Annotated in this window: 22 protein-coding genes and 1 riboswitch; of the genes, 7 read left to right on the top strand and 15 right to left on the bottom strand. The window is 64.4% G+C overall.

Annotated features, from left to right (window positions below; translation table 11 throughout):
• Positions 1 to 11: 11 nt before the first annotated feature.
• The gene (locus tag VSR68_RS14370) at positions 12 to 620 is read left to right on the top strand and encodes a 5-formyltetrahydrofolate cyclo-ligase (RefSeq protein ID WP_342940476.1); all 609 of its coding nucleotides are present in this window, start codon (positions 12 to 14) and stop codon (positions 618 to 620) included.
• 28 nt (positions 621 to 648) lie between these two features.
• Here the strand turns inward: VSR68_RS14370 and VSR68_RS14365 are convergent, their stop codons facing one another.
• Positions 649 to 1,161 carry a winged helix DNA-binding protein gene (locus tag VSR68_RS14365; protein ID WP_087736256.1) on the bottom strand — a complete coding sequence of 171 codons (513 nt, stop codon included), beginning with the start codon at positions 1,159 to 1,161 and terminating at the stop codon, positions 649 to 651.
• Between the two features lie 182 nt (positions 1,162 to 1,343).
• On the opposite strand from VSR68_RS14365, the gene pxpB reads away from it, so the two are divergent.
• From pxpB to VSR68_RS14340, 5 genes are all read left to right on the top strand, one after another.
• A complete protein-coding gene (gene pxpB / locus VSR68_RS14360; protein WP_342940475.1) occupies positions 1,344 to 1,997 on the top strand; it encodes a 5-oxoprolinase subunit PxpB in 654 nt (217 codons plus the stop codon).
• Positions 1,994 to 3,046: a biotin-dependent carboxyltransferase family protein gene (locus VSR68_RS14355; protein WP_342940474.1), complete on the top strand. Its 1,053-nt coding sequence runs from the start codon at positions 1,994 to 1,996 to the stop codon at positions 3,044 to 3,046. Before pxpB ends, VSR68_RS14355 begins: the two co-directional genes overlap by 4 nt.
• A 14-nt stretch (positions 3,047 to 3,060) precedes the next feature.
• Positions 3,061 to 3,813 (top strand): 5-oxoprolinase subunit PxpA, encoded by a 753-nt coding sequence (pxpA, locus tag VSR68_RS14350; RefSeq protein WP_342940473.1) that lies wholly within the window; start codon positions 3,061 to 3,063, stop codon positions 3,811 to 3,813.
• Positions 3,814 to 4,094: 281 nt separating this feature from the next.
• Positions 4,095 to 4,883, top strand: coding sequence for a DUF969 domain-containing protein (locus tag VSR68_RS14345; protein WP_342940472.1), 789 nt, complete (start codon positions 4,095 to 4,097; stop codon positions 4,881 to 4,883).
• Positions 4,880 to 5,836: a DUF979 domain-containing protein gene (locus tag VSR68_RS14340; RefSeq protein ID WP_342940471.1), complete on the top strand. Its 957-nt coding sequence runs from the start codon at positions 4,880 to 4,882 to the stop codon at positions 5,834 to 5,836. Before VSR68_RS14345 ends, VSR68_RS14340 begins: the two co-directional genes overlap by 4 nt.
• A 95-nt stretch (positions 5,837 to 5,931) precedes the next feature.
• Here VSR68_RS14340 and VSR68_RS14335 read toward each other — a convergent pair whose 3' ends face one another.
• The 13 genes from VSR68_RS14335 to VSR68_RS14275 all read right to left on the bottom strand — a co-directional run bounded on the left by VSR68_RS14335 (position 5,932) and on the right by VSR68_RS14275 (position 20,232).
• Positions 5,932 to 7,131 (bottom strand): TraB/GumN family protein, encoded by a 1,200-nt coding sequence (locus VSR68_RS14335; protein WP_342940470.1) that lies wholly within the window; start codon positions 7,129 to 7,131, stop codon positions 5,932 to 5,934.
• Positions 7,124 to 8,158, bottom strand: a complete 1,035-nt coding sequence (locus VSR68_RS14330) for a peptide ABC transporter ATP-binding protein (protein WP_342940469.1) — start codon at positions 8,156 to 8,158, stop codon at positions 7,124 to 7,126. The genes VSR68_RS14335 and VSR68_RS14330 overlap by 8 nt, the downstream gene beginning before the upstream one ends.
• The gene (locus VSR68_RS14325; protein WP_342940468.1) at positions 8,155 to 9,168 is read right to left on the bottom strand and encodes an ABC transporter ATP-binding protein; all 1,014 of its coding nucleotides are present in this window, start codon (positions 9,166 to 9,168) and stop codon (positions 8,155 to 8,157) included. Before VSR68_RS14325 ends, VSR68_RS14330 begins: the two co-directional genes overlap by 4 nt.
• 1 nt (position 9,169) lies before the next feature.
• Positions 9,170 to 10,087 (bottom strand): ABC transporter permease subunit, encoded by a 918-nt coding sequence (locus VSR68_RS14320; RefSeq protein WP_342940529.1) that lies wholly within the window; start codon positions 10,085 to 10,087, stop codon positions 9,170 to 9,172.
• 85 nt (positions 10,088 to 10,172) lie between these two features.
• A complete protein-coding gene (locus VSR68_RS14315; protein WP_342940467.1) occupies positions 10,173 to 11,186 on the bottom strand; it encodes an ABC transporter permease subunit in 1,014 nt (337 codons plus the stop codon).
• 154 nt (positions 11,187 to 11,340) lie between these two features.
• Complete coding sequence (locus tag VSR68_RS14310; RefSeq protein WP_342940466.1) at positions 11,341 to 12,972, bottom strand: ABC transporter substrate-binding protein; 1,632 nt, start codon at positions 12,970 to 12,972, stop codon at positions 11,341 to 11,343.
• A gap of 185 nt (positions 12,973 to 13,157) precedes the next feature.
• Positions 13,158 to 14,801: an ABC transporter substrate-binding protein gene (locus VSR68_RS14305; RefSeq protein WP_342940465.1), complete on the bottom strand. Its 1,644-nt coding sequence runs from the start codon at positions 14,799 to 14,801 to the stop codon at positions 13,158 to 13,160.
• A gap of 235 nt (positions 14,802 to 15,036) precedes the next feature.
• Complete coding sequence (metF, locus tag VSR68_RS14300) at positions 15,037 to 15,867, bottom strand: methylenetetrahydrofolate reductase [NAD(P)H] (RefSeq protein ID WP_342940464.1); 831 nt, start codon at positions 15,865 to 15,867, stop codon at positions 15,037 to 15,039.
• A 19-nt stretch (positions 15,868 to 15,886) separates the two neighbouring features.
• A complete protein-coding gene (locus VSR68_RS14295) occupies positions 15,887 to 16,240 on the bottom strand; it encodes a phage holin family protein (protein ID WP_342940463.1) in 354 nt (117 codons plus the stop codon).
• Between the two features lie 239 nt (positions 16,241 to 16,479).
• Positions 16,480 to 17,901: an adenosylhomocysteinase gene (ahcY, locus tag VSR68_RS14290; protein ID WP_342940462.1), complete on the bottom strand. Its 1,422-nt coding sequence runs from the start codon at positions 17,899 to 17,901 to the stop codon at positions 16,480 to 16,482.
• A 31-nt stretch (positions 17,902 to 17,932) separates the two neighbouring features.
• Positions 17,933 to 18,047: riboswitch (S-adenosyl-L-homocysteine riboswitch) on the bottom strand.
• Positions 18,048 to 18,096: 49 nt separating this feature from the next.
• Positions 18,097 to 18,906, bottom strand: a complete 810-nt coding sequence (locus tag VSR68_RS14285) for a glycosyltransferase family 2 protein (RefSeq protein WP_342940461.1) — start codon at positions 18,904 to 18,906, stop codon at positions 18,097 to 18,099.
• 91 nt (positions 18,907 to 18,997) lie between these two features.
• The gene (locus tag VSR68_RS14280; protein ID WP_342940460.1) at positions 18,998 to 19,720 is read right to left on the bottom strand and encodes an LrgB family protein; all 723 of its coding nucleotides are present in this window, start codon (positions 19,718 to 19,720) and stop codon (positions 18,998 to 19,000) included.
• 23 nt (positions 19,721 to 19,743) lie between these two features.
• Positions 19,744 to 20,232: a CidA/LrgA family protein gene (locus VSR68_RS14275; RefSeq protein ID WP_428983508.1), complete on the bottom strand. Its 489-nt coding sequence runs from the start codon at positions 20,230 to 20,232 to the stop codon at positions 19,744 to 19,746.
• A 125-nt stretch (positions 20,233 to 20,357) separates the two neighbouring features.
• Here VSR68_RS14275 and VSR68_RS14270 point away from each other — a divergent pair, with 125 nt between their 5' ends.
• Positions 20,358 to 21,320 carry a LysR family transcriptional regulator gene (locus tag VSR68_RS14270; RefSeq protein ID WP_342940459.1) on the top strand — a complete coding sequence of 321 codons (963 nt, stop codon included), beginning with the start codon at positions 20,358 to 20,360 and terminating at the stop codon, positions 21,318 to 21,320.
• Positions 21,321 to 21,489: 169 nt separating this feature from the next.
• Here the strand turns inward: VSR68_RS14270 and VSR68_RS14265 are convergent, their stop codons facing one another.
• Positions 21,490 to 22,962 carry a DUF937 domain-containing protein gene (locus VSR68_RS14265; protein WP_342940458.1) on the bottom strand — a complete coding sequence of 491 codons (1,473 nt, stop codon included), beginning with the start codon at positions 22,960 to 22,962 and terminating at the stop codon, positions 21,490 to 21,492.
• Positions 22,963 to 23,004: the final 42 nt, after the last annotated feature.

Here is a 23,004-nt window from a genome sequence, read left to right as displayed (position 1 = left end):
TGGAGCGCGAATTGAACTCAAGCATAGCATGCAACCTCTGCGCAAAATCGAAAAAGGAACTGCGTACAACGCTTCTCGAAGCACGTCTGCATGCGGCTCGCGGGCCGGGTATCAACGATGCGCTGAACCGTCGCGTGCTTGATGCGTTGAAGCGCTTTGCGCCGAAGAGCGTAGGGTTGTACTGGCCGCTGTCGGGCGAGTTCGACATACGCGCCGCGATCGCAATCTGGCTCGCGACGGACGCCACGCGCCGCGCGAGTCTGCCCGTCATCACGGGCCGCGAGAAGCCGCTCGAGTTTCATGTGTGGACGCCGGACATGCGGATGCAACTCGGCGCACATCGCATCCATGAACCGACGTCAGGCGAAGCGATCACACCCGACCTTCTGTTCGTGCCGTGCGTCGGTTTCGATGCGGACGGTTATCGGCTCGGCTATGGCGGCGGCTATTACGACCGCACGCTCGCGATGTTTCGCGCCGCCGGGAAAGTGCCCACCACAGTGGGCATTGCGTATGAAGCATGCCGTACGGAAACGCTGCAGCACGAAGCACACGACATTCCGCTCGACGCGATCGTCACTGATGCCGCCTGGTATCCGCAAGAGAAAGAGACCGCCTGAGCGCGCGGTCGCAATTTCGTAAACAGTCTCAAAGCGATGCGGCCGCGCGCGCTGCCGTGTCGTAGATACCCGACGCGTTGCGCATCAGTTGCGCGGCCTCGCCGATCTGTTCATTGGTGAGGCCGCTTTCCTTAAGCGTAGCGATCAGACAGTTCTCACGCACCTCGCGATACTTCATGCACAGATCGCGCCCCGCCTGCGTAGCGGAAAAGAACACCTCCTTGCCGGTCTTTTCGCTTTTTACATACCCTCTAGCTACAAGCTTCTTGAGCGCATAGGTCGCGACGTGCGTGTCCTCGATGTTCAGCACGAAGCAGATGTCGGCGATCTTCTTGCGCCGCTCGCGATGGCTCACGTGATGCAGCAGCGACACCTCGATGGCCGTCATGTCCTTGTCACCGGCAGCCGCCATACAACGAACCATCCAGCGGTTGAACGCGTTGCTCGCCATGATCAGCCCATATTCCAGTTCGGACAGTTCCGCACTGAACTCGGAAACAAGATGTTCCGATGAGACGATTTTGGTCGGATGACGCGCCATGATGATTTTTTTAGCGTGATGGTTTGAAGGGAGTGTACGACTTCACTCACATCCGGGCGAGCCTGGGGAGATCGCTTATTGATAAATTGTCGATATTTTATTGAGAATGTACGCTACCCGTCGCAAGGCGCAGCGAACATCGTCCGACGAATCTGCTGCACTCGACCCAATCCAGGATTTCGATGACTGAACCCCGCATCTTTCCGTTCGGCGATACCGCGCTCGTCTGCGAGGCGCCGCCGCCGGCCACGCTCGATTGCCAGCGACGCGTCTGGGCGGCCGCGCAGGCCGCGCGCGACTGGCCGCACGTGCTCGAAGTGGTGCCCGGGATGAACAACCTCACGGTGATCTTCGATCCGCTCGAAGCCGATCCCGACGATCTGGCCTCGAAGCTCAAGGCCGCCTGGGAGGGCGCCAGCGCCGCGCCCGACGCTGGCCGCGACGTGGAGATTCCCGTGCAGTACGGCGGCGAGTACGGCCCCGACCTGAGGGCCGTCGCCGATCACACTGGGCTTTCGGTGAAGGAAGTCGTCGAGCGGCATGCGAGCGGCAAGTACATCGTGTTCTTTCTCGGCTTCCAGCCCGGCTTCGCGTACATGGGCGGGCTCGAAGACGCGCTGCACACGCCGCGCCGCGCCGCGCCGCGTCTCGAAGTGCCCGCCGGCTCGGTCGGCATCGGCGGTGCGCAGACTGGCATCTATCCGGCGACGTCGCCGGGCGGGTGGCAACTGATCGGCCGCACGTCGCTCAAACTCTTTGACCCGTCGCGCAATACGCCGACCCTTCTCCAACCGGGCGATCGCGTCCGCTTCACCATCGCAGGACTGCATCCATGATCGACGTGATACGCGCGGGTTTGCTGACGACGATCCAGGATCTCGGACGCCACGGCCACCGGCATCTCGGCGTCGCGATGGGCGGCGCGCTCGACCGGCTGGCGCTCGAAGTGGGCAACCGGCTGGTCGGCAACCGGCCCGATGCCGCCGGGCTCGAAATCACGTTGGGTCCGACCGTGCTGCGCTTTCTGCGCCCGGCGCGCGTCGCGATCACGGGCACCGAGTTCGGCGCGACGCTCGACGGCAAGCCTGTCTATTCGTGGTGGAGCCTGCCCGTCAAGGCCGGCCAGGAACTGACAATGAACACGGCGAAGCGCGGAATGCGCGGCTACGTATGCGTTGCGGGCGGCATCGACGTGCTGCCGATGCTCGGCTCGCGCAGCACCGATCTGCAAGCCGGTTTCGGCGGGCTCGGTGGCCGCGCGCTGCACGACGGCGACCGGCTGCCCGTCGGCGCGCCGCGTGCGGGCGCCGGTTCAGGCTTTTCGCCCGACGCGCCCGAGTTCGGCGTGAAAGCGCCCGCGTGGTGCAAGTTCGTGCTCGTCGACGAACCCGTGCGGCGCGGCCGTCATCCGTCGGGCGTCGCGTGGGCGCCGCCCATCCGCGTGCTGCCCGGCCCCGAGTACGACAGCTTCACGGCCGACGCGCAAAAGGCCTTCTGGAACGACGAATGGCTCGTCACGCCGAACAGCAACCGCATGGGCTACCGGCTGTCGGGCAGCGAACTGAAGCGCACGCAGAAGACCGATCTGCTGTCGCACGCGGTGATGCCCGGCACGATCCAGGTGCCGCCGAACGGCCAGCCGATCATCCTGATGAGCGATGCGCAGACGACGGGCGGCTATCCGAAGATCGGCGCCGTGATTCACGCGGATCTGTGGAAGCTCGCGCAGGTGCGACTGAACGGCGCGGTGCGCTTCGTTCCGGCTACGCCTTATGAGGCACGCCAGGCGCTGATCGAAGAACGCAAGTACTTGCGGCAGATCGATGCCGCAATCGGCATGCATGAAGAACGCTGCGCGCGCGTTGTCGCGTCCGCAGTGGCCTAACCAAGAGGACCATCATGGAAATCGACTTGAACGCCGATCTCGGCGAAGGATGCGGCTCCGACGAGGCGCTGCTCGATCTCGTCAGCTCGGCCAACATCGCGTGCGGCTGGCACGCGGGCGGACCCAACGCGATGCGCGACTGCGTGCGCTGGGCGGTGCAGAAAGGCGTGTCGATCGGCGCGCATCCGAGCTTCAATGACCCGGAGAACTTCGGCCGCAAGGAAATGGACCTGCCCGCGAGCGAAATCTACGCGGGCGTGCTGTATCAACTCGGCGCGCTGTCGGCGATCGCGCAGGCCGAAGGCGGGCGCATCGCGCACGTGAAGCCGCATGGCGCGCTCTACAACCAGGCCGCGCGCGATCCGAAGATCGCCGATGCGATCGTTTCCGCCGTGCACGACTTCGATCCGTCCGTCGTCGTGTTCGCTCTTGCGAACAGCGGGCTCGTGACGGCTGCGCACAACGCGGGGCTCGTCGCCGTCGAGGAAGTGTTCGCCGATCGCGGCTATCGCGCCGACGGTTCGCTCGTGCCGCGCAAGGAGCCGGGCGCGCTGCTCGACGACGAAGACGAAGTGCTCGAGCGCACGCTGACGATGGTGCGCGAGCAGCGCGTGAAGGCGGTCAGCGGCGAGTGGGTGTCCATCAACGCGCAGACGATCTGCCTGCACGGCGACGGCCCGCACGCGCTCGCGTTTGCGCGCCGCATCCGCGCGGCGCTCGAAGCGGCGGGCATCGGCGTGCATGCGGCCAGCGCGGCGCGCGTCTGATTCCGATTCCGGCACGCATGCCGCATGCACCATTCAGCAACCGACGCCCCGCTCTTTGCGGGGCGTTTGCCAAACGCAACGACAACGCTTGCCTGCGATTTTTTGAAGCAGCAGAAGTTCGGCAGTAACCGGGAAGTACCCGCAGCAACGACAGGCAGTCCGCCAAGCGGCCATCGAAGAGCCGCACGGCAAAGAGGGCATCCGCGCCGACATGGCGCGGAGTCAAGAGAGTTCGCCGCCACGCGCGGTGTCCCAACGCAGGACCACCTCTGGAGATCTAGATGCAGTCAACCGTCAACCTGTGGCCGCTCATTGGAGTTGCCGTCATCATCGTCGGGTTCGTATTGCGCTTCAACCCGATGCTGATCGTGGCCGCCGCCGCGGTCATCACCGCCGTCGCCGGGCATTTTCCGCCCGACAAGATTCTCGCAGCGATCGGCAGCGGCTTCATCAAGACGCGCAACATCCCGCTCATCATCCTGTTGCCGCTCGCGGTGATCGGCCTGCTCGAACGGCACGGGCTACGCGAGCGCGCGCAGACGTGGATCGCGAGCATCAAGGCCGCGACGGCCGGGCGTCTGCTGATCGTCTATCTGCTCGTGCGCGAGCTGACGGCTGCCGTCGGCCTGACGGGTCTCGGCGGTCATCCGCAGATGGTGCGTCCGCTGATTGCGCCGATGGCGGAAGGCGCGACGGAAACGCGCTTCGGCAAGCTCAGCGACGCGGTGCGCTACAAGCTGCGCGCGTTCGCGGCGGCAACCGACAACGTGGGCCTCTTCTTCGGCGAAGACATCTTCGTCGCGTTCGGCGCGATCGTGCTGATGGTCACGTTCCTGAAGGAAGCGGGCATCACCGTCGAGCCGATGCACGTCGCCGTGTGGGGCATTCCGACGGCCGTCAGCGCGTTTCTGATTCACGGCTTCCGGCTCTATCTGCTCGACCGCAAGCTCGAACGCGAGCTGCGCGGCAACGCGGCATCGCAAGCGGGCACGAACACCAACGACAACAACGCGGCAGGCAAGCACACCGCTCAATCGGCTACACGCGCGGCAACCGGGGACGAAGCATGACACTCACCATCAACTATCTCTTCTGGCTGGTCGGCATCGTGCTGCTGGTGATCGGCGGCATGATCGTCACGGACAAGGAACATCCGCGCCGCTTCACGGCGGGCGGCTTCTGGATCATCTATGCGGTGATCTTTCTCGTCGGCGACAAGCTGCCGCTCGAACTGGTCGGCGCGCTCGTGATCGCGATGGCGCTGATCGCCGGCTTTGGCGGCGTGACGGCGGGCAAGCCGAAGGTGTTGTCCGAGGGCACGCGCAAGGCGAGCGCCGCGCGTCTCGGCAACAAGCTCTTCTTCCCCGCGCTGACGATTCCCGCCGTCACGGTGATCATCACGCTCGGCGCGAGCCATCTGGTGTTCGGCGGCACACCGCTGATCGAGCAGAAGAACGTCACGCTGATCGGCTTCGGCATCGGCTGCGTGATCGCGCTCGCGTTCGCGTGCATGATGACGCGCGACACCGTCGGCCAGTCGATGAAGGAAGCGCGCCGTCTCGTCGATGCACTGTCGTGGGCCGCCGTGCTGCCGCAGATGCTCGGCATGCTCGGCCTCGTATTCTCGGATGCGGGCGTCGGCAAGGCGGTCGCGCACGTGACGACGGCTTACATCAGCCTCGACTACCGGCTGATCGCGGTGGCCGTCTACTGCATCGGCATGGCGCTCTTCACGATGGTGATGGGCAACGGCTTCGCGGCCTTTCCGGTGATGACGGGCGGCGTCGGCGTGCCGATTCTCGTCAACGTGTTTCATGGCAACCCGGCCGTGATGGTCGCGATCGGCATGTTCTCGGGCTATTGCGGCACGCTGATGACGCCGATGGCCGCGAACTTCAACATGGTGCCCGCCGCGCTGCTCGAACTGCCCGACAAGAACGCGGTGATCAAGGCGCAGGTGCTGACGGCGCTGCCGCTGCTCGTCGTGAACATTCTCCTGCTGAACTTTTTGATGTTCCTGTAGGGCTGTAGCGCTTCGCGCTGGACAGAAACGGCAGGCGGTCGATTTCCTGAAGCGGACCGCCTGCGCCGCGTCCTCGAACGCGCGGGGCGGCCAGCTCAATACGCGTCGACGACAAAGCCGCGCTGCCGCAGCAACTGCAACACGCCCTTCGGGCCGCCCAGATGCAGCGCGCCGATCGCGACGAACACGGGCTTGTTCGGCGCGGCGATCAGCAGCATCCGGTTGACGAAGCGCCGGTTGCGGTCGAACAGGATCTTGTTGTCGACCTGCGCGGAGATGCGCTTGTCACGCGCGAGTTTCTCCGACTTCGCCGCTTCCCAGGCGGCGATCGCATCGGCGTCGCCGACGCGCCATAGCCGGTGCAAGGTCTGCACATCGGCGACGTTATCGGCGGGCGTCTGCACGAGATCCTGCGCGAGCATTTCGCGCTGCTGCGCGAGCGTGAGCCCCGTGAACGCGCGCATCTGCTCGGCGAGCGTCTCCAGTCCGACGATCCTGCCCTTCTGCCTCAGATAGACGTTCTGCAACTGCGCCTCCGTGCCGTACTCGGTTTGCAGGCCGGCGCTCAGCGAATCGTAGGTTTCCACCAGCAGGGCGGCGAGCCAGGGCCGCATCTTCCTGATCTCGTCGAGCGCGGCGGGATTGCCGTGCAGGCGCATCGCGAGCTTGTGCCACAACGGCTCGGGCAGCAGCTTCGGCAGGCATCGGTACGAGCAGACGCCGTACTTCGACACATCGTCCTGCGAGACGAGCAGATCGTCGGGCGACAGTTCGAGCGCGAGCGTCGGCGATGCGGCGAGCGCGCCGAGTATCGGCGCACGGAATGGCTGGCCGGTCGGATAGTCGTTCGGATCGCCGACGTGCAGCGTGCCGAGCAGATAGATCGTGGTCGTGCCGCGCGTGGCGACATAGAAAGGCATGCGCGCCGGTTGCACGCGCACGGGGCCGCTTGCCGTGGTGCCGCTCGCCGTCGACGGCGGCGGATTGAAGCCGGGCAACGTCGCGCGCGGCTGAGGTGCATTGCGCGAGCCCGGCACGGGGACGGCGGGCCGTCCCGCCTGGTTGGCCTGCGCGCCTTGAGCGGCCGTGTTCGCGGCAGCGCCCGCAGCATGCGCGGGAACAATGACGGCATCCAGCCAATGAAACGAAAACTGCGCGGCGGCGAGCATCGCGCACGCGAAAACGCGCGCAGCCCGCCGCCGCATCGTCGCAGCGCGCGCGCCGCGCGCATGATCGACATGCGAACGACGCGCGTGACGGCGCGCAAGACGACGCGCCGCCACCCCGTCATGCATTCGTGTCGTCTCCCACCTCTTCGGCGCGATGACACGACACCTGACGGCCATCCACTTCGCGCAGCTTCGGCTCTTCCTTGCGGCAGCGCTCGATCGCATACGGGCAGCGCTGATGGAACGTGCAGCCCGACGGCGGATTGAGCGGCGACGGCATTTCGCCTTGCAGCTTGATCTGGATGCGGCGATCAGCTTCGAAGATCGACGGCGTCGCCGACATCAGCGCCCGCGTGTACGGATGCCGCGGCTTGCTGAAGATGCGCTGCTTGTCGCCGAGTTCCGCGATGCCGCCGAAGTACATCACCATCACGTCATCCGCGATGTGCTCGACCACCGACAGGTTGTGCGAGATGAACACATAGCTGGTCTTGAACTCGTCCTGAAGGTCCATGAACAGGTTCAGGATCTGCGCCTGGATCGACACGTCGAGCGCGGAAACCGGCTCGTCGGCGACGACGATCTGCGGATCGAGAATCATCGCGCGCGCAATCGCGACACGCTGACGCTGGCCGCCCGAGAACATATGCGGATACCGCTTCGCATGCTCGGGCCGCAAGCCGACGATGCGCATCATGTGCGCGATGCGCGCCGCGCGTTCGCCCGCGTTCAGTTGCGTGTTGATGGCGAGCGGCTCGTTGAGCGTCTGCTCGACGGTCTTGCGCGGATTCAGCGATGCGAACGGGTTCTGGAACACCATCTGCACGCGGCGGCGCAGTTGCGCAATCTTCTCGTGATTCGCGCCCGCGACGTCCTCGCCGTTGATCAGCAGACGACCGGACGTCGGCGATTCGATCATCGTCAGCTGACGTGCCAGTGTGGACTTGCCGCAACCGGATTCGCCGACCACGGCGAGCGTCTTGCCGCGTTCGAGCCGGAACGACACGCCGTTCAGCGCCTTCACGGTGCCATGGCCGAACATGCCGCGCTTCACGTCATAGTGGCGCGCGAGATTGTCGGCGACCAGCACGTGATCGCCGGCGGGCTTGCGGGCTCCATCATCGGGGCGCCGCGTTTCGGGTACTGCATTCATCGTGCGCCTCCGTGTTGAATGGCATCGCGAACCAGGTTCAGCGGCTTGATGCAGCGAACCTGGGCTGCGGCGTCGTGGTCCGCCATCGACGACAGCGCGGGCCGCGCCTTGTTGCAGTCGTCGACGACGTACTTGCAGCGCGGCGCGAAGAGACACCCCTTCGGGCGATCGTCGCGGCCCGGCACCATACCCGGCAGCGCGGCGAGACGCACCGCGCCGACGTTGTGCTCGGGAATCGCCGCGAGCAGCGCTTCCGTGTACGGATGATGAGGCGCGCTGAAGATATCGGGCACGCGGTTCGTTTCGATGATCTCGCCCGCGTACATCACGGCCACGCGCTGCGCGACCTCCGACACCACGGCCAGATCGTGCGAAATCAGCACGAGCGCCATGCCGCGCTCTTTCTGCAACTGCACCAGCAGTTGCATGATCTGCGCCTGGATGGTCACGTCGAGCGCGGTGGTCGGCTCGTCGGCGATCAGCAGCTTCGGGTTGCATGCGACAGCCATCGCGATCATCACGCGCTGGTTCATGCCGCCCGACATCTGATGCGGGAACGTCGAAATGCGGTTCTTCGCATCGGGAATGCCGACCTGGTCGAGCAGTTCGACCGCGCGCTTATGCAGCGCGTCGCCGTGCAGGCCTTCGTGCAGCTTCAGCACTTCCTTGATCTGATAGCCGACGGTATAGCTCGGGTTCAGGCTCGTCAGCGCGTCCTGGAACACCATCGCCACGTCTTTGCCGATGATCTTGCGGCGCGCCTTCGGCGTCGCTTTCAGCAGGTCCTTGCCGTTGAACGTGACTTCGTCGGCGGTGACTTTGCCGGGGGCGTCGATGAGGCCCATCAGCGCCATCATCGTCACGCTCTTGCCCGAGCCCGATTCGCCGACGACGCCGACCACTTCGCCGGGCGCCACGTCGAGGTTGATTCGATCGACAGCGGGCATGCCGCTGAAGTTGACCGCGAGATTGCGGATGGTCAACAGATTTCCGCTGGTAACGTTTTGCATGTCAGGCCAGCCGTTTGAGTTTCGGGTCGAGTGCGTCGCGCAGCCCGTCGCCGAGCAGGTTGATCGCGAGCACCGAGATCAGGATGGCGAGACCGGGCATGGTGACGATCCACCATGCGCTGTCGATGTAGTCGCGCGCCGACGCGAGCATCGCGCCCCACTCCGCCGACGGCGGCTGCACGCCGAGGCCGAGAAAGCCGAGCGCGGCGGCATCGAGAATCGCCGACGAAAAGCCGAGCGTGGCCTGCACGATCAGCGGCGCCGTGCAGTTCGGCAGCACCTGCGAGAACATCAGGCGCAGCGTGCCCGCGCCCGCGACGCGCGACGCCATCACGTACTCCTTGTGCAGCTCGCCGAGCGCCGATGCGCGCGTGAGACGCACATAGCCCGGCAGCGCGACGATTGCGATCGCAAGCATCGTATTCGTCAGGCCCGGACCGATGATCGCGACGACGGCCACCGCGAGCAGCAGCGACGGCAGCGCGAGCAGCACGTCCATGATGCGCATGATGGGCGTGTCGGCCCACTTCTCGAAGAACGCGGCGATCAGGCCGAGCACGATGCCGGGAATCAGCGCGAGCATCACCGACACGAAGCCGATCCAGAACGACAGGCGCGCGCCGTACATCAGACGCGAAAGAATGTCGCGGCCCGCTTCGTCGGTGCCGAGAATGAACTTCCAGTTGCCGCCGTCGAGCCATGCGGGCGGAATCTTCACGGAATCGCGGTACTGCTCGATCGGGCTGTGCGGCGCGATCAACGGCGCGAAGACCGCGACGAAGACCAGCACCAGCACGATGATGCCCGCGCTGACGGCGCCGCGGTTGCGCGAAAAGTTGGTCCAGAATTCGCGGGCGGCGATCGCACGGCCGCTGGGCGGCGTGACTGCCTGGGGGACGGTGTTTTGGATGTCTGCCATCATGCCTCCCGCCGAGCCGCCTCAAGGGAGGCATGCGCCCCCTCGGGGGGCAGCGAACGAATGTGAGCGTGGGGGTACATATTCATTACCTCGTATGGCGAATGCGTGGATTGAGCACGCCGTACAGCAAATCGACGACGAGGTTCACGACGATCACAAGCGTTGCGATCATCAGGATACCGCCCTGCACGACAGGATAGTCGCGCCGGCCGATCGCATCGATCAGCCATTTGCCGATGCCCGGCCACGAGAACAAGGTCTCTGTCAGCACCGCGCCCGCGAGCAGCGTGCCGACCTGCAGACCGATCACCGTCACGACGGGAATCAGCGCGTTGCGCAGCGCATGCACGACGATCACGCGCACCGGCGACAGGCCCTTCGCGCGCGCCGTGCGGATGTAGTCCTCGCGCAGCACTTCGAGCATCGACGAACGCGTCATCCGCGCGACGACTGCGAGCGGAATCGTGCCGAGCACGATCGCGGGCAGGATCAGATGCGACAGCGCCGAGCGGAACGAGCCTTCGTCGGTGCCCGGCAACAGCGAATCGATCAGCAGGAAGCCGGTCACGTGCGGGATGTCGTATTCGACCGCGATGCGGCCCGACACGGGCGTCCAGCCGAGCTTCGACGAGAAGAACATGATGAGGATCAAGCCCCACCAGAAGATCGGCATCGAGTAGCCGGTGAGCGCCGTGCCCATCACGCCGTGATCGACGACGGTGCCGCGCCGCAGCGCCGCGAACACGCCCGCCGGCAGCCCGACGATCAGCGCGAACAGCATCGCGCAGAACGACAGCTCGACAGTGGCGGGGAAGCGCGCAAGGAACTCGTCCATCACGCTGGTATTGGTGATGATCGATGTGCCGAGGTTCCCCTGCAGCGCATGGCCAACGTAGTGGACGTACTGGATGGGCAGCGGCTCGTCGAGTCCGAGGCGATGCATCGCGGCTGCGTGCATGGCTGGATCGACGCCGCGCTCGCCCATCATCACTTCGATGGGGTCGCCCGGGATCAGGTGAATGAGCGCGAACGCGAGGATCGTGATACCGATGAAAGTCGGTATGACCATCCCGATGCGGCGCAAAACGAATCGGAACATGGTTCGTCCCTATGGTCTTGGTGAGAAAAAACGCAACCGGCGACGAGGGCTCGTGACCCCGGTCGCCGGACCATTTCGACCAGTCTTCTAACCGAACGAAAAGCGTACTGCGTCTGGGACGCAGCGGGCAACGAAACCCGCCGCATCGCGAGATTTACTTCATGGTCACGCCGTCGAAGCGCGCATAGCCCAGCGGCTCGATACGCATATCGACGACCTTCTTGCTGACCGGCTGATACACCGTCGAGTGCGCGATCGGCGAGAACGGCAGCTGCTGCGCGAAGATCTGTTGAGCCTGCGTGTAGGCCTTCGTGCGATCCGCCTGAGCCGTCGTTTCGCGGCCCTTCTTCACCAGATCGTCGAATGGCTTGTAGCACCACTTCGAGAAGTTGTTGCCGTTCACCGCGTCGCAGCCGAGCAGCGTGCCGAGCCAGTTGTCCGGGTCGCCGTTGTCGCCCGTCCAGCCGATCAGCATCGTGTCGTCTTCGCCCGCGTGCGCGCGCTTGATGTACTCGCCCCACTCGTACGTGACGATCTTCGCCTTCACGCCGATCTTGGCCCAGTCGGCCTGAATCATTTCCGCCATCAGGCGGCCGTTCGGGTTGTACGCGCGCTGCACGGGCATCGCCCACAGCGTGATGTCGAAACCGTTCGGAAAGCCGGCCTTCGAGAGCAGCGCCTTCGCCTTTTCCGGATCGTAAGCCGGCATCTTCAGGCTCTTGTCGTACGACCATTGGGTCGGCGGCATCGGGTTCGTCGCGGCCTGGCCTGCGCCCTGGTAGACGGAGTCGATGATCGCCTTCTTGTTGATCGCCATGTCGAGCGCTTCGCGCACTTCGAGCTTGTCGACGGGCTTGTGGCTCACGTTGTACGCGAGATAGCCGAGGTTGAAGCCCGGCTGCGACGGCATGTCGATGTTCGAATCGGCCTTCAGCGGCGCGATGTCGGCGGGACGCGGATAGCTCATCACCTGGCATTCGTCGCGCTTCAACTTCTGCACGCGCACGCCCGGATCAGGCGTGATCGAGAAGATCAGCTTCGACAGCTTGACCGTGTTCGGCTTCCAGTAGTCCGGGTTGCCGTCGTAACGGATCGTCGCGTCCTTCGTGTAGCTGCGGAAAATGAACGGGCCCGTGCCGACCGGCTTCTGGTTGATGTCGGCGGCCTTGCCTGCCTTCATCAGCGAATCCGCGTATTCAGCAGACAGGATCGATGCGTATTCCATCGCCAGGTTCTGGATGAACGGCGCGTTGACTTCCTTCAGCGTGAACTTGACGGTGTACGGGTCGACCTTCTCGACCTTCTCGATCAGCTTGTCGAGGCCCATGTCGGTGAAGTACGGGAACTGCACCGGGTAGGCTTTGCGGAACGGCTGGTTCGGGTCCAGCATGCGCTCGAACGTGAACACGACGTCATCCGCATTGAATTCGCGCGTCGGCTTGAACCAGGATGTCGTGTGGAATTTGACGCCGTGGCGCAGATGGAACGTGTACGTCTTGCCATCGGGCGAAACGTCCCACTTCTCTGCAAGGCCCGGCTCGACCTTCGTGCCGCCGCGCTCGAATTCGACGAGGCGGTTGTAGACCGTAAATGTGTTGGCCGTGAAATCCACGCCGGTGGTGTACTGCGCCGGATCAAAGCCCGCTGGACTGCCTTCGGAGCAGTAGACGAGGGTCTTGTTCGGAATATCGGCGGCGTTCGCCAGTTGGGCTCCTGCCATCGATGCCGCTGCAGTCGCGACCAGCATCGTGAGCCGAGCCGCGCGCAACAGTTTGTTTTGCTTCATGTTTCCTCCAGGTTCAGCGCCGGCAAAAACCAGCGTAGCGCGATATTACTGAGCTTTGCCAGGGGCCACAAGCGGAGGAAATTCCTTGTGTTGACGATCGGAAACACCTGTGCCGGGGACTGCCGCGGGCCGCGCGGCAGCCATCCTGGACTAGAGCGAATTTGCGCAAAGAAGCGGCAAATTCGTTACTTCAAGCCGACGTTCCAGAATTGAGTTGGGCCAAACGGGTCGATTTTGAAGCCTGTGATCGACTTCGACAGCGGCTGATAAACCGTCGAATGTGCAATGGGAGTGAAAGGAACCTCCTGCTTGAAGATCTCCTGGGCCTCGGTGTAGTCCTTCGTGCGCGTGGCCATGTCGGTCGTGCTGCGGGCCTGCTTGATAAGGTCGTCGAAAGGTTTGTAGCACCATTTGGAAAAATTGCTGCCGTTGACGGCGTCGCAGCCGAGCAGCACGCCGAGCCAGTTGTCCGGGTCGCCGTAGTCGCCCGTCCAGCCGATCAGCATCGCTTCGTGCTCGCCGCTATGGGCGCGGCGAATGTACTCACCCCACTCGAAGGTGACGATCTTCGTCTTCACGCCGATCTTCGACCAGTCGGCCTGCAGCATCTCGGCCATCAGACGCGCGTTCGGGTTGTACGGACGCGAAACGGGCATCGCCCACAGTGTGAGATCGAAGCCATCGGGGTAGCCCGCCTGCTTGAGCAGCGCTTTTGCCTTGTCGACGTCATACGGCGCGTCTTTCAGGTTCTTGTCGTAGCCCCATTGCGTCGGCGGCATCGGATTCGTCGCGGCCTGGCCCGCGCCCTGGTAGACGGAATCGATGATCGCCTTCTTGTTGACCGACATATCGAGCGCGCGCCGCACGAGCACGTTGTCGAGCGGCTTTTTCGTCGTGTTGTACGCGATGAAGCCCAGATTGAAGCCCACCTGATGCGGCAGCGCGAGCGACGAGTCCGACTGGATCTGCGGAATGTCGGCGGGCTTCGGATAGCTCATCACCTGGCATTCGTTGCGTTTGAGCTTTTGCAGACGCACGGACGGATCGACCGTGATCGCGAAGATCAGCTTGCTCACCTTCACGACGCCCGGTTTCCAGTAGTTCGGGTTGCCGTCGAAGCGGATCGAATCGTCCTTCGTGTAGCTGCGGAAGATGAACGGCCCTGTGCCGACCGGGAACAGATTGATGTCGGACGCCTTGCCCGCCTTCAGCAACTGATCCGCATACTCAGCCGACAGGACCGACGCGAACGGCATCGCAAGCTGCTGGAGAAACGGCGCATCTACCTCCTTCAGCGTGAAGCGGACGGTGTACGGGTCGACCGCCTCGATCTTGCTGATGTTCTTCGCGAGGCCGAGATCGTTGAAGTACGGGAACGACACCGGATACGCCTTGTGGAACGGATGTTCCGGATCGAGCATCCGCGTATAGGTGAAGACGACGTCGTCGGCGTTGAAGTCGCGCGTCGGCTTGAACCAGGCCGTTGTGTGGAACTTGACGCCGTGTCGCAGATGAAACGTGTACTGCAAGCCGTCGCTGGAAACATCCCACTTTTCGGCGAGGCCGGGCTCGATATCGGTGCTGCCGTGACCGAATTCGACGAGCCGGTTATAGACGGTGTACGAACCGGCGCTGAACTCGACGCTCGTCGTGTACTGCGCGGTATCGAATCCGGCGGGACTGCCTTCGGAGCAGAACACGACCGTCTTGTCGGGCAGCGACGCCGCGGCGCTCAGACCGGGCGCGACGCATGCCGCGACAATCGCGACGGCGGACAAAATGGGCAGGCAGGACTGGCGAACTGCAGACAGCGTCGATGACATTGACATGTTGTTCTCCGCGAGGCAGTTGGGTCGAGTGCCTTTGGATCATAGTCAGTCAATATTCCGATTCAATATGGGTTTTCACTCCGCTTTCGTAGCAGCAAAGTGAATCGAAACGATGAGCGCGACAGTACGCGTGAAATGAAACGGGCGGTGTGCGCCTGCGCGCACACCGCCCGTATTTGCCGCTCGTAAAAGACTAGATGCGAGAGATCGGCGACGAAAGATCAGATGCAAAAGATCAGAGGCCCAGCCGCTCGCAAATGGCTTTCGACGCCGCCGCGCCGTTGAGCGTATAGAAATGCAGGCCCGGCACCTTCGCGTCGACGAGACGGCGGCACAAGTCCGTCACCACGTCGAGGCCGAATGCGCGGATCGCATCGCGATCGTCGCCGAAGCTTTCGAGCCGCTTCGCAACCCAGCGCGGCACTTCGGCGCCGCACATTTCGGAGAAGCGCATCAGCTGCGAGAAGTTCGTGATGGGCATGATGCCCGGCACGATGGGCACATCGACGCCGAGCTTGTGCGCATCGTCGACGAAGCGGAAATACGCGTCGGCATTGAAGAAGTACTGCGTGATCGCCGAATTGGCGCCCGCCTTCACCTTGCGCGCGAAGTTTTCCAGATCGTGACGCGGCGAACGCGACTGCGGGTGGTACTCGGGATACGCGGCCACTTCGATGCGGAACCAGTCGCCGAACTCGGCGCGAATGAAGCTCACCAGTTCCGACGCATAGCGCAGTTCGCCGACTTCGCCCATGCCCGACGGCAGATCGCCGCGCAGCGCGACGATATGACGGATGCCATGCGAGCGGTACTCGTTGAGAATCGCTCGCAGGCTTTCCTTCGACGAGCCGATGCACGACAGGTGCGGCGCGGCGTCGACGCCGTCCTTCGCCATTTCGAGCACGGTGTCGAGCGTGCCTTGCTGGGTCGAGCCGCCGGCGCCGAACGTGACGGACACGAACTTGGGCTTGAGCGGCAACAGTTGCGCGCGCGTGGCGCGCAGCTTGTCGAGCCCTTCCTGCGTCTTCGGCGGGAAGAATTCGAATGAAAGTTCGATGGGGTTCATGGTCCTGTTGGCAGTCCCGTCAGCCGACGCTGCGGTTGCCGAAGATGAGCGCGGACAGCAGCCACGAAACGATGCTGTACAGGATCGAGCCGAAGAACGCCGACCAGAAACCCGACACTTCGAAGCCCTTCAGCAGCGACGCGCACAGCCAGAAGCACAGCGCGTTCACCACCAGTATGAAGAGCCCGAGCGTGAGTATCGTGACGGGCAGCGTCAGCAGGATCAGCACCGGCCGCAAGACGGCATTGATGAGCCCGAGCACGAGCGCGACGATCAACGCAGTGCCGAAACTGCGGATGTGGATCGACGGCACAAGGTAAGTGATGATCAAAAGCGCGAGCGCGTTGATCACCCAGGTCAGCAATACAGTCATTTACAGCTCCTCGTCGCTTGCGGGCGTGAAGTCCGGGTTGAACGCCAGGGCATGCGCGAAGCACGGGACCGCGCGACGCATCGCGTGGGCCGCTTCTCGCCCTATGCGGACACATGTGAGGCCACGTGTGCGGCCATGCGTGCGGCCGCATCGGCCATCTGCTTCGTGCTTCTTGCTTCGCGCGATGCAGCCGCATGCCGTGGCACGCGGCTGCATCCGTCATGCCGCCTGTTTGCCGATCAGTAGCGGTAGTGGTTCGGCTTGAACGGACCGCTCTTGTCGACGCCGATGTATTTCGCCTGATCGGCCGACAGCTCCGTCAGGTTCGCGCCGATGCGCGCGAGGTGCAGGCGCGCGACCTTTTCGTCCAGCTGCTTCGGCAGCACGTAGACCTTGTTCTCGTACTTGCCGCCTTGCGTGAACAGTTCGATCTGCGCGAGCGTCTGGTTCGTGAACGAGTTCGACATCACGAACGACGGATGGCCCGTTGCGCAGCCGAGGTTCACGAGGCGGCCTTCCGCCAGCAGGATCACGCGCTTGCCGTCCGGGAAGATGATGTGGTCGACTTGCGGCTTGATGTTTTCCCACTTGTACTGGCGCGTCGACGCGACGTCGATTTCCGAGTCGAAGTGGCCGATGTTGCAGACGATCGCGTTGTGTCGCATCGCCTTCATGTGATCGTGATTGATCACATGGTAGTTGCCCGTTGCCGTCACGAAGATGTCGGCCTTGTCGGCGGCGTATTCCATCGTCACGACGCGGTAGCCTTCCATCGCGGCTTGCAGCGCGCAGATCGGATCGATTTCCGTGACCCACACGGTCGCGCCCAGGCCACGCAGCGATTGCGCGCAGCCCTTGCCCACGTCGCCATAACCCGCGACCACGGCGATCTTGCCCGCGATCATCACGTCCGTCGCGCGCTTGATGCCGTCCACGAGCGACTCGCGGCAGCCATACAGGTTGTCGAACTTCGACTTCGTGACGGAATCGTTCACGTTGATGGCCGGGAACGGCAGACGGCCTTCCTTCTCCATCTGATACAGGCGATGCACGCCCGTCGTGGTTTCTTCCGTGACGCCCTTGATGTGCGCGAGACGCGTCGAGTACCACGTCGGATCGGCGTCGAGATGCTTCGCGATGGCCTTGTACAGCGCGACTTCTTCCTCGTTCGTCGGCTTCGAGATAACCGAGCGGTCCTTCTCGGCCTTCGCGCCGAGAATCAGCAGCAGCGTCGCGTCGCCGCCGTCATCGAGGATCATGTTCGCGAATTCGCCGTTCGGCCATTCGAAGATGCGGTGCGTGAACTCCCAGTATTCGTCGAGCGATTCGCCCTTGAACGCGAACACGGGCGTGCCGCCCTTCGCGATCGCGGCAGCGGCGTGGTCCTGCGTCGAGAAGATGTTGCACGACGCCCAGCGGACGTCGGCGCCGAGCGCCTTCAGCGTTTCGATCAGCACGCCCGTCTGTATGGTCATGTGCAGCGAGCCGGCGACGCGCGCGCCCTTCAGCGGCTGCTGCGCCTTGTACTCTTCGCGGATCTGCACGAGGCCGGGCATTTCCGTCTCGGCGATGTCGAGTTCCTTGCGGCCCCAGTCGGCGAGCGACAGGTCGGCAACGACGAAATCCTTGGAATCTTTCGAATCGTATACAGCGGCGTTCATCACGCCCTCCTTTCTAAAAATGACTAGAAATGTGACGTGAGCGCCGTTCGATGCGGTTGGTTTGTAAGCGCGGCGCGCGTCCAATCCTTCCGATTGAAAGCCTTCGAGCCTGGCGGGCGGAACCCGTCGCAACGCTCCTCGAAGACGAACGGCGATTGTAGCAAAACGAGATGGCTTGCGGTGGGGCGCTTCGGCCTATGCCGATTGACTTGCCGGCGCTGCGCCGGCAGGCGGCGGCGTCAGATGCGGCGCCAGTTCGGCGTCGCGCAGTTCCTTGATTGCTGCGTAGGCGCGATGCACGAAGCGCCACGAAGCATCGCGGGTCGCGGCGATCAGATCATCGGGCGCGGCGAGCATGCCCATCGAAATGCGGAAATAGCGCTCGGCGTGAATCTCCGGGTGATAGTGCATGCGCACGCGCTTGCAGTCGTCGAGGCGCGGATTGCCGAAGATGTTCAGCAGCGCCAGCGAAAACGCGCCGTCTTCTCCGCCATGGCGCCGGAACACGTCATCGAGCGGAAAGCCGCCGAACGCCGCATAGACGGAACGGCGAATCACGAGGCTGCTCGGTACCGTGTTGCTCAGAACGGCCGCGTGGCTTTCGAATTGCGGATGCCCGGTGATGTCGGCGGGAAAGCCGCAAAAATCGACGTCGAGCCGGATCGACGGCTGATGCGGATGCTCCGCCATGAAAGCGGCGGCGCTCGCCAGTGCGCCAGGCAGGTACTCGTCGTCGGCGTCGATGAAGCCCAGCAGCGGATGAAGCGCATGCATCGCGCCCCAGTTCCGCGCGCGAGCCGCGCCGCCGTTGTGCGGCATGCGCAGCAGCTCGACACGCGGATGCTCACGCGCGTAGTGCGCGACGATTTCGGTGGAAGCGTCCTGCGAGCCGTCGTCGACCACGACGATTTGCGCCGCCTCCGGCTGCGCGACGCAGCTATCGAGCGTGCGGGCGAGCGTTTTCTCGGCGTTGTAGCAGGGAATGATGACGGAGATGGGCAGCATCGCGAGGACCGGCGACCGTGAAAAGACAGTGCGTCGATCATAAAGCCGACGCGCCGCCTTTTATCTCGATTTGGTCGCGGGTGCCTTCGAGTCAGAGCGGCAGCATGCTGAAAAGCGGCGCGAGCAGCACCATCACGACGCCGGCGATCATCATCGTCAGGCTGGCGACGACGCCCTCTTCGCTGCCCAGCTCGCGCGCCTTCGCCGTGCCGACGCCATGCGCCGCCGCGCCGAACAGCGCGCCGCGCGCGAGCCGCGTGCGCAGCGGCACCAGCGCGAGCACGATTTCGCCGAACAGCATCCCGCAGACGCCCGTCGCGATCACGAACAGCGCGGTCAGGTCTTTCGGAGCGTGAATCTTGTCGGAGACGGCGAGCGCGAACGGCGTCGAGACGGAGCGCGTCATCAGGCTGCGCTGCAATTCCGGCGACAGATGCAGCAGCTTCGACAGCGCGAGCGATCCGCCCACCGCGACAACGATGCCGACCGTCACGCCGACGGTGAGCGAAATCCAGTGACGCTTGAGCAATTCGCGATACTCGTAGATCGGCACCGCGAACGCGACGGTGGCCGGGCCGAGCAGCCACATCAGCCAGCGCGTGTCCTCTAAGTAGACGGCGTACGGAATCCGCGTGACCATGACGATCGCGGCGAGCACGGCGGGCACCGCGACGAGCGGCGTCAGCCACGGCGACCTGAAGCGCGCGTACAGCGCTTTCGACGCGAAATAGAGCGCCACCGTCAGCACGAAGCAGCCTGCGGCGATGAGCCGGGACGCGTCGTCGGCGAAAAGGGACGTGTAGAGGGCGCTCATGATGGCGTGACTCGCAACGGGGATTAGCGGAAGCTTCGGCGGTCGATGCCGCGCCCGGACTGACCCCGTTGAACCATCACGCGGCGCAGCGCGAGACGTCGTTCGAGGCGCGCGGCCTGCTCGACGGCGAACGCGACGGCCACCATCACCATCAGCGTGCCCGCGACGACCACGAGGGCGAGGCGCCAGCCGTCTTCGCGGAACAGGCCGCCGTACTGGACGGCCGCGACGGCCGCAGGGATGAAGAACAGCAGCATGTCGGACAGAAGCCAGTCAGCGCCTGCCTTGACCCAGCGCGGCGCGACGCCGCCGCAGAACAGCAGCGCGAGCAAAGCGACAAGCCCCACGACGCCGCCAGGCACCGGCAAGCCAAAGCGTCGCACGACGAAATCGGCGGCGAACCAGACGCCCGCGATCGCGGCGCTCTGCACGGCGATCCGGCTGATTCTCGCGAGCGGCGACTTCGCGTCCATGCGAACGGAAGCGGCGATACGAGCGATGAGCGGCGAGATCATGGCAAACCCTAGGTGACTTTTCGATGGGATTCAGTATAGGTTGCGGCGCAACATAAATAAAATGACTTAGAATTATTTACTCCATTCCAAATTGGAATTTCAGGACTACGAGGGCTACGAACATGGAACTGCGCGCGTTGCGATATTTCGTCGAGGTCGTCCGGCAGCAAAGCTTCACCATCGCGGCCGAGCAGATGTTCGTCACGCAGCCGACCATCAGCAAGATGGTGAAATCGCTGGAAGACGAGATCGGCTCGCCGCTGCTGCTGCGCGACGGCCGGCAGATGGTGCTGACGGATGCCGGGCGGATCGTCTATCAGCGCGGCCAGGACGTGCTCGCCGCCTACGCGCAGTTGCAGGCCGAACTGAACGATCTCGGCACGCTCGGACGCGGCGAACTGACGATCGGCATTCCGCCGATGGGCGGCTCGCTCTTCACGCCCGCCATCGCCGTGTTCCGGCAGCGCTATCCGAAGGTCGAGCTGAAGCTGTTCGAGCAGGGTTCGAAGGCGATCGAGGCCGCGCTGATTTCCGGCGAACTCGAACTGGGCGGCGTCCTGCAGCCCGTCGACCCGGAGACGATCGACGTGCTGCCGATGACACGTCAGGTGCTGTGGCTGGTCGCGCGCCGGGGCTCTCGCTGGGACGCGCTGCACGAAGTGCCGCTCGCCGATCTCGCGAACGAGCCGTTCGTGTTCTACGGCGAGAGCCTCGCGCTCAACGACGTCGTGCTGACGGCCTGCCGCACCGCCGGTTTTGCGCCGACCATCGTCGGACGCAGCGGGCATTGGGATTTCATGGCGGCGCTGGTGCTGGCGGGCGTCGGCATCGCGCTGCTGCCCGCGCCGTATTGCCAGCGGCTCGACGCGGCGCAGTTCACCTGCCTGCCCGTCGTCGAGCCGGAGATTCCGTGGGAGATGGCGATCGGCTGGCGGCGCAACGGCTATCTGTCGCACGCGGCGCGCGCGTGGCTCGACGTCGCGCGCGAGACGCTGCCGGGGCTGACCACCGACAACTTCACGCACACGCCGACGTTCGACGTGCCCACGCAGTCGCCGGATCGGCCGAAATCGACGCTGAAATGAAAAATGCCGCCCAGTTTGGGTCGGGCGGCATTCTGTTTTGCTTGCGGGCGCAGGGCGTTTATTGCGCGTGGGCCTGAGTTTGAGTGGCTTTTGTTTGTGCGCCGTGCGTGGCGCTCGCCGTAGCGCGCGACATCGAGCGCGCTCACTTGCTTGCGGGGGCGCGTGGCGTTTATTGCGCGCGGGCTTGAGCCTGCGCCTTCGCCGCCTGCGTTCGCGCGACCCGTGCCTGCGCGCCGTGCGTGGCGCTCGCCGTAGCGCGCGCGGCATCGAGCGCGCTCACCTGATACGTCGCGCCGAACAGCGCCTTCAGGCGGTCGGGCCAGCCGGCCGTCGCGTCGGCGGCCGCGCCGCTCAGCTCGACGCGCGCGCCGCCGATCTTCATCCCGGCGCCCGGCGTCTGCATCAACGGCAACAGCGCATCGATGTGCGCGAGCCAGTCGGCGGCCTTCGTGTTGTCGTCGACTGTGATATCGGCGTTGAAGTTGCCCGCGCCGAATTTCGTCGTCAGCGCGTTCAACAGCACGGATTTGTCCGCGACGTTCTGCACGGTTGCGGTGATCGCCGGCTTGCCGTGCTTGTAGACGGCGACGATCAGCCGTGAATCTTTCGCGGACGCGGATGCCTGCGGCTCGATCCTGCCTGTCGTGCTCGCCGCGTCGTTCGGCTGCGCTTCCGATGCGGAATGCACCGCCGCATCCGGCGTATCGGCGGATGCGGCAGCCGCGATCGTCGGGGTCGGAGCGGGAGCGGGAGTCGAAGCCGTTGCCGCGACCGCATTGCGGCCAAGGAAATTCACCGCCGATGGGCACTCAGCCAGCGCGACCAACATCAGCATCGCGGCCATCGCGCCGATCAGCGCCGACAAGGCCGCCGCGCCGAACCAGTGCTTCGCCTTCGGGCCGGCGTAGCGCACTTCGCGCACGGGCTGCGACGCCGGCGCGGCAGCCGCCGCAGATCCAGACCCAGACGCAGCAGCCGAAGCCGAAGCCGACGGCGCCGGTTCGGCCGGATCGCGAGCCGGCGCAGGCGCCGCAGCCGGCCGCTCGAAATGCGCCGAAACCGCGCGCACATGCAAGCCCACGGCATTCACGAACGCAGACGCACCGCCCAGCCCGAGCATCGTCGTCAGGCCGTCGTTCAGATGAGGCGCGATGGCCGGCAACTGCTGGCCGAGCAGCGTCGGCAACTGACCGATATTGACCTGATGAGCCAGAAGATGACGTTTCAGCACGCCCATCAGGATGCTGCCCGCAATGCCCGTCACCGCGTGCGTCGCGTGCGCGGGCACGCCTGTTTGCATCGACACGGCATCGCTCAGACCGTCGATGCGGCGCTCGAACGTATGCTCGAGCAACTGGCGTCCCGTCGACGACAGCTGCGTGACGCCCGTCGTGCTCGCGAAGATGCGCGGCAACTGCTCGCCGATATCCGCGTTGACTTCCTGGCCGAGAATCGTCGCGAACAGCGCGCGTGCGCCGTCGAGCGTCGCGCACCGGTTCAGGAGACCTGCAACGAGCGCCGGCGAGGCCGCGTCCACGACTTTCGCCGTCGCCTCCGGCGGCAACCCGAGGCAGTTCGACAGTTGCCGAATCACCGCTTCCGGCAACGCCGACCGGATCAGTTCAATCACATTGACACTCATCGATTCGTTTCCCTGAATTTCGAGCGCGCGCCCACACGCGCT

The organism is Paraburkholderia phymatum (assembly GCF_038900715.1).
Taxonomy (GTDB): domain Bacteria; phylum Pseudomonadota; class Gammaproteobacteria; order Burkholderiales; family Burkholderiaceae; genus Paraburkholderia; species Paraburkholderia phymatum_A.
The sequence above is the reverse complement of the archived record's forward strand: the minus strand, read 5'-3'. Positions and strand labels throughout refer to the sequence as shown.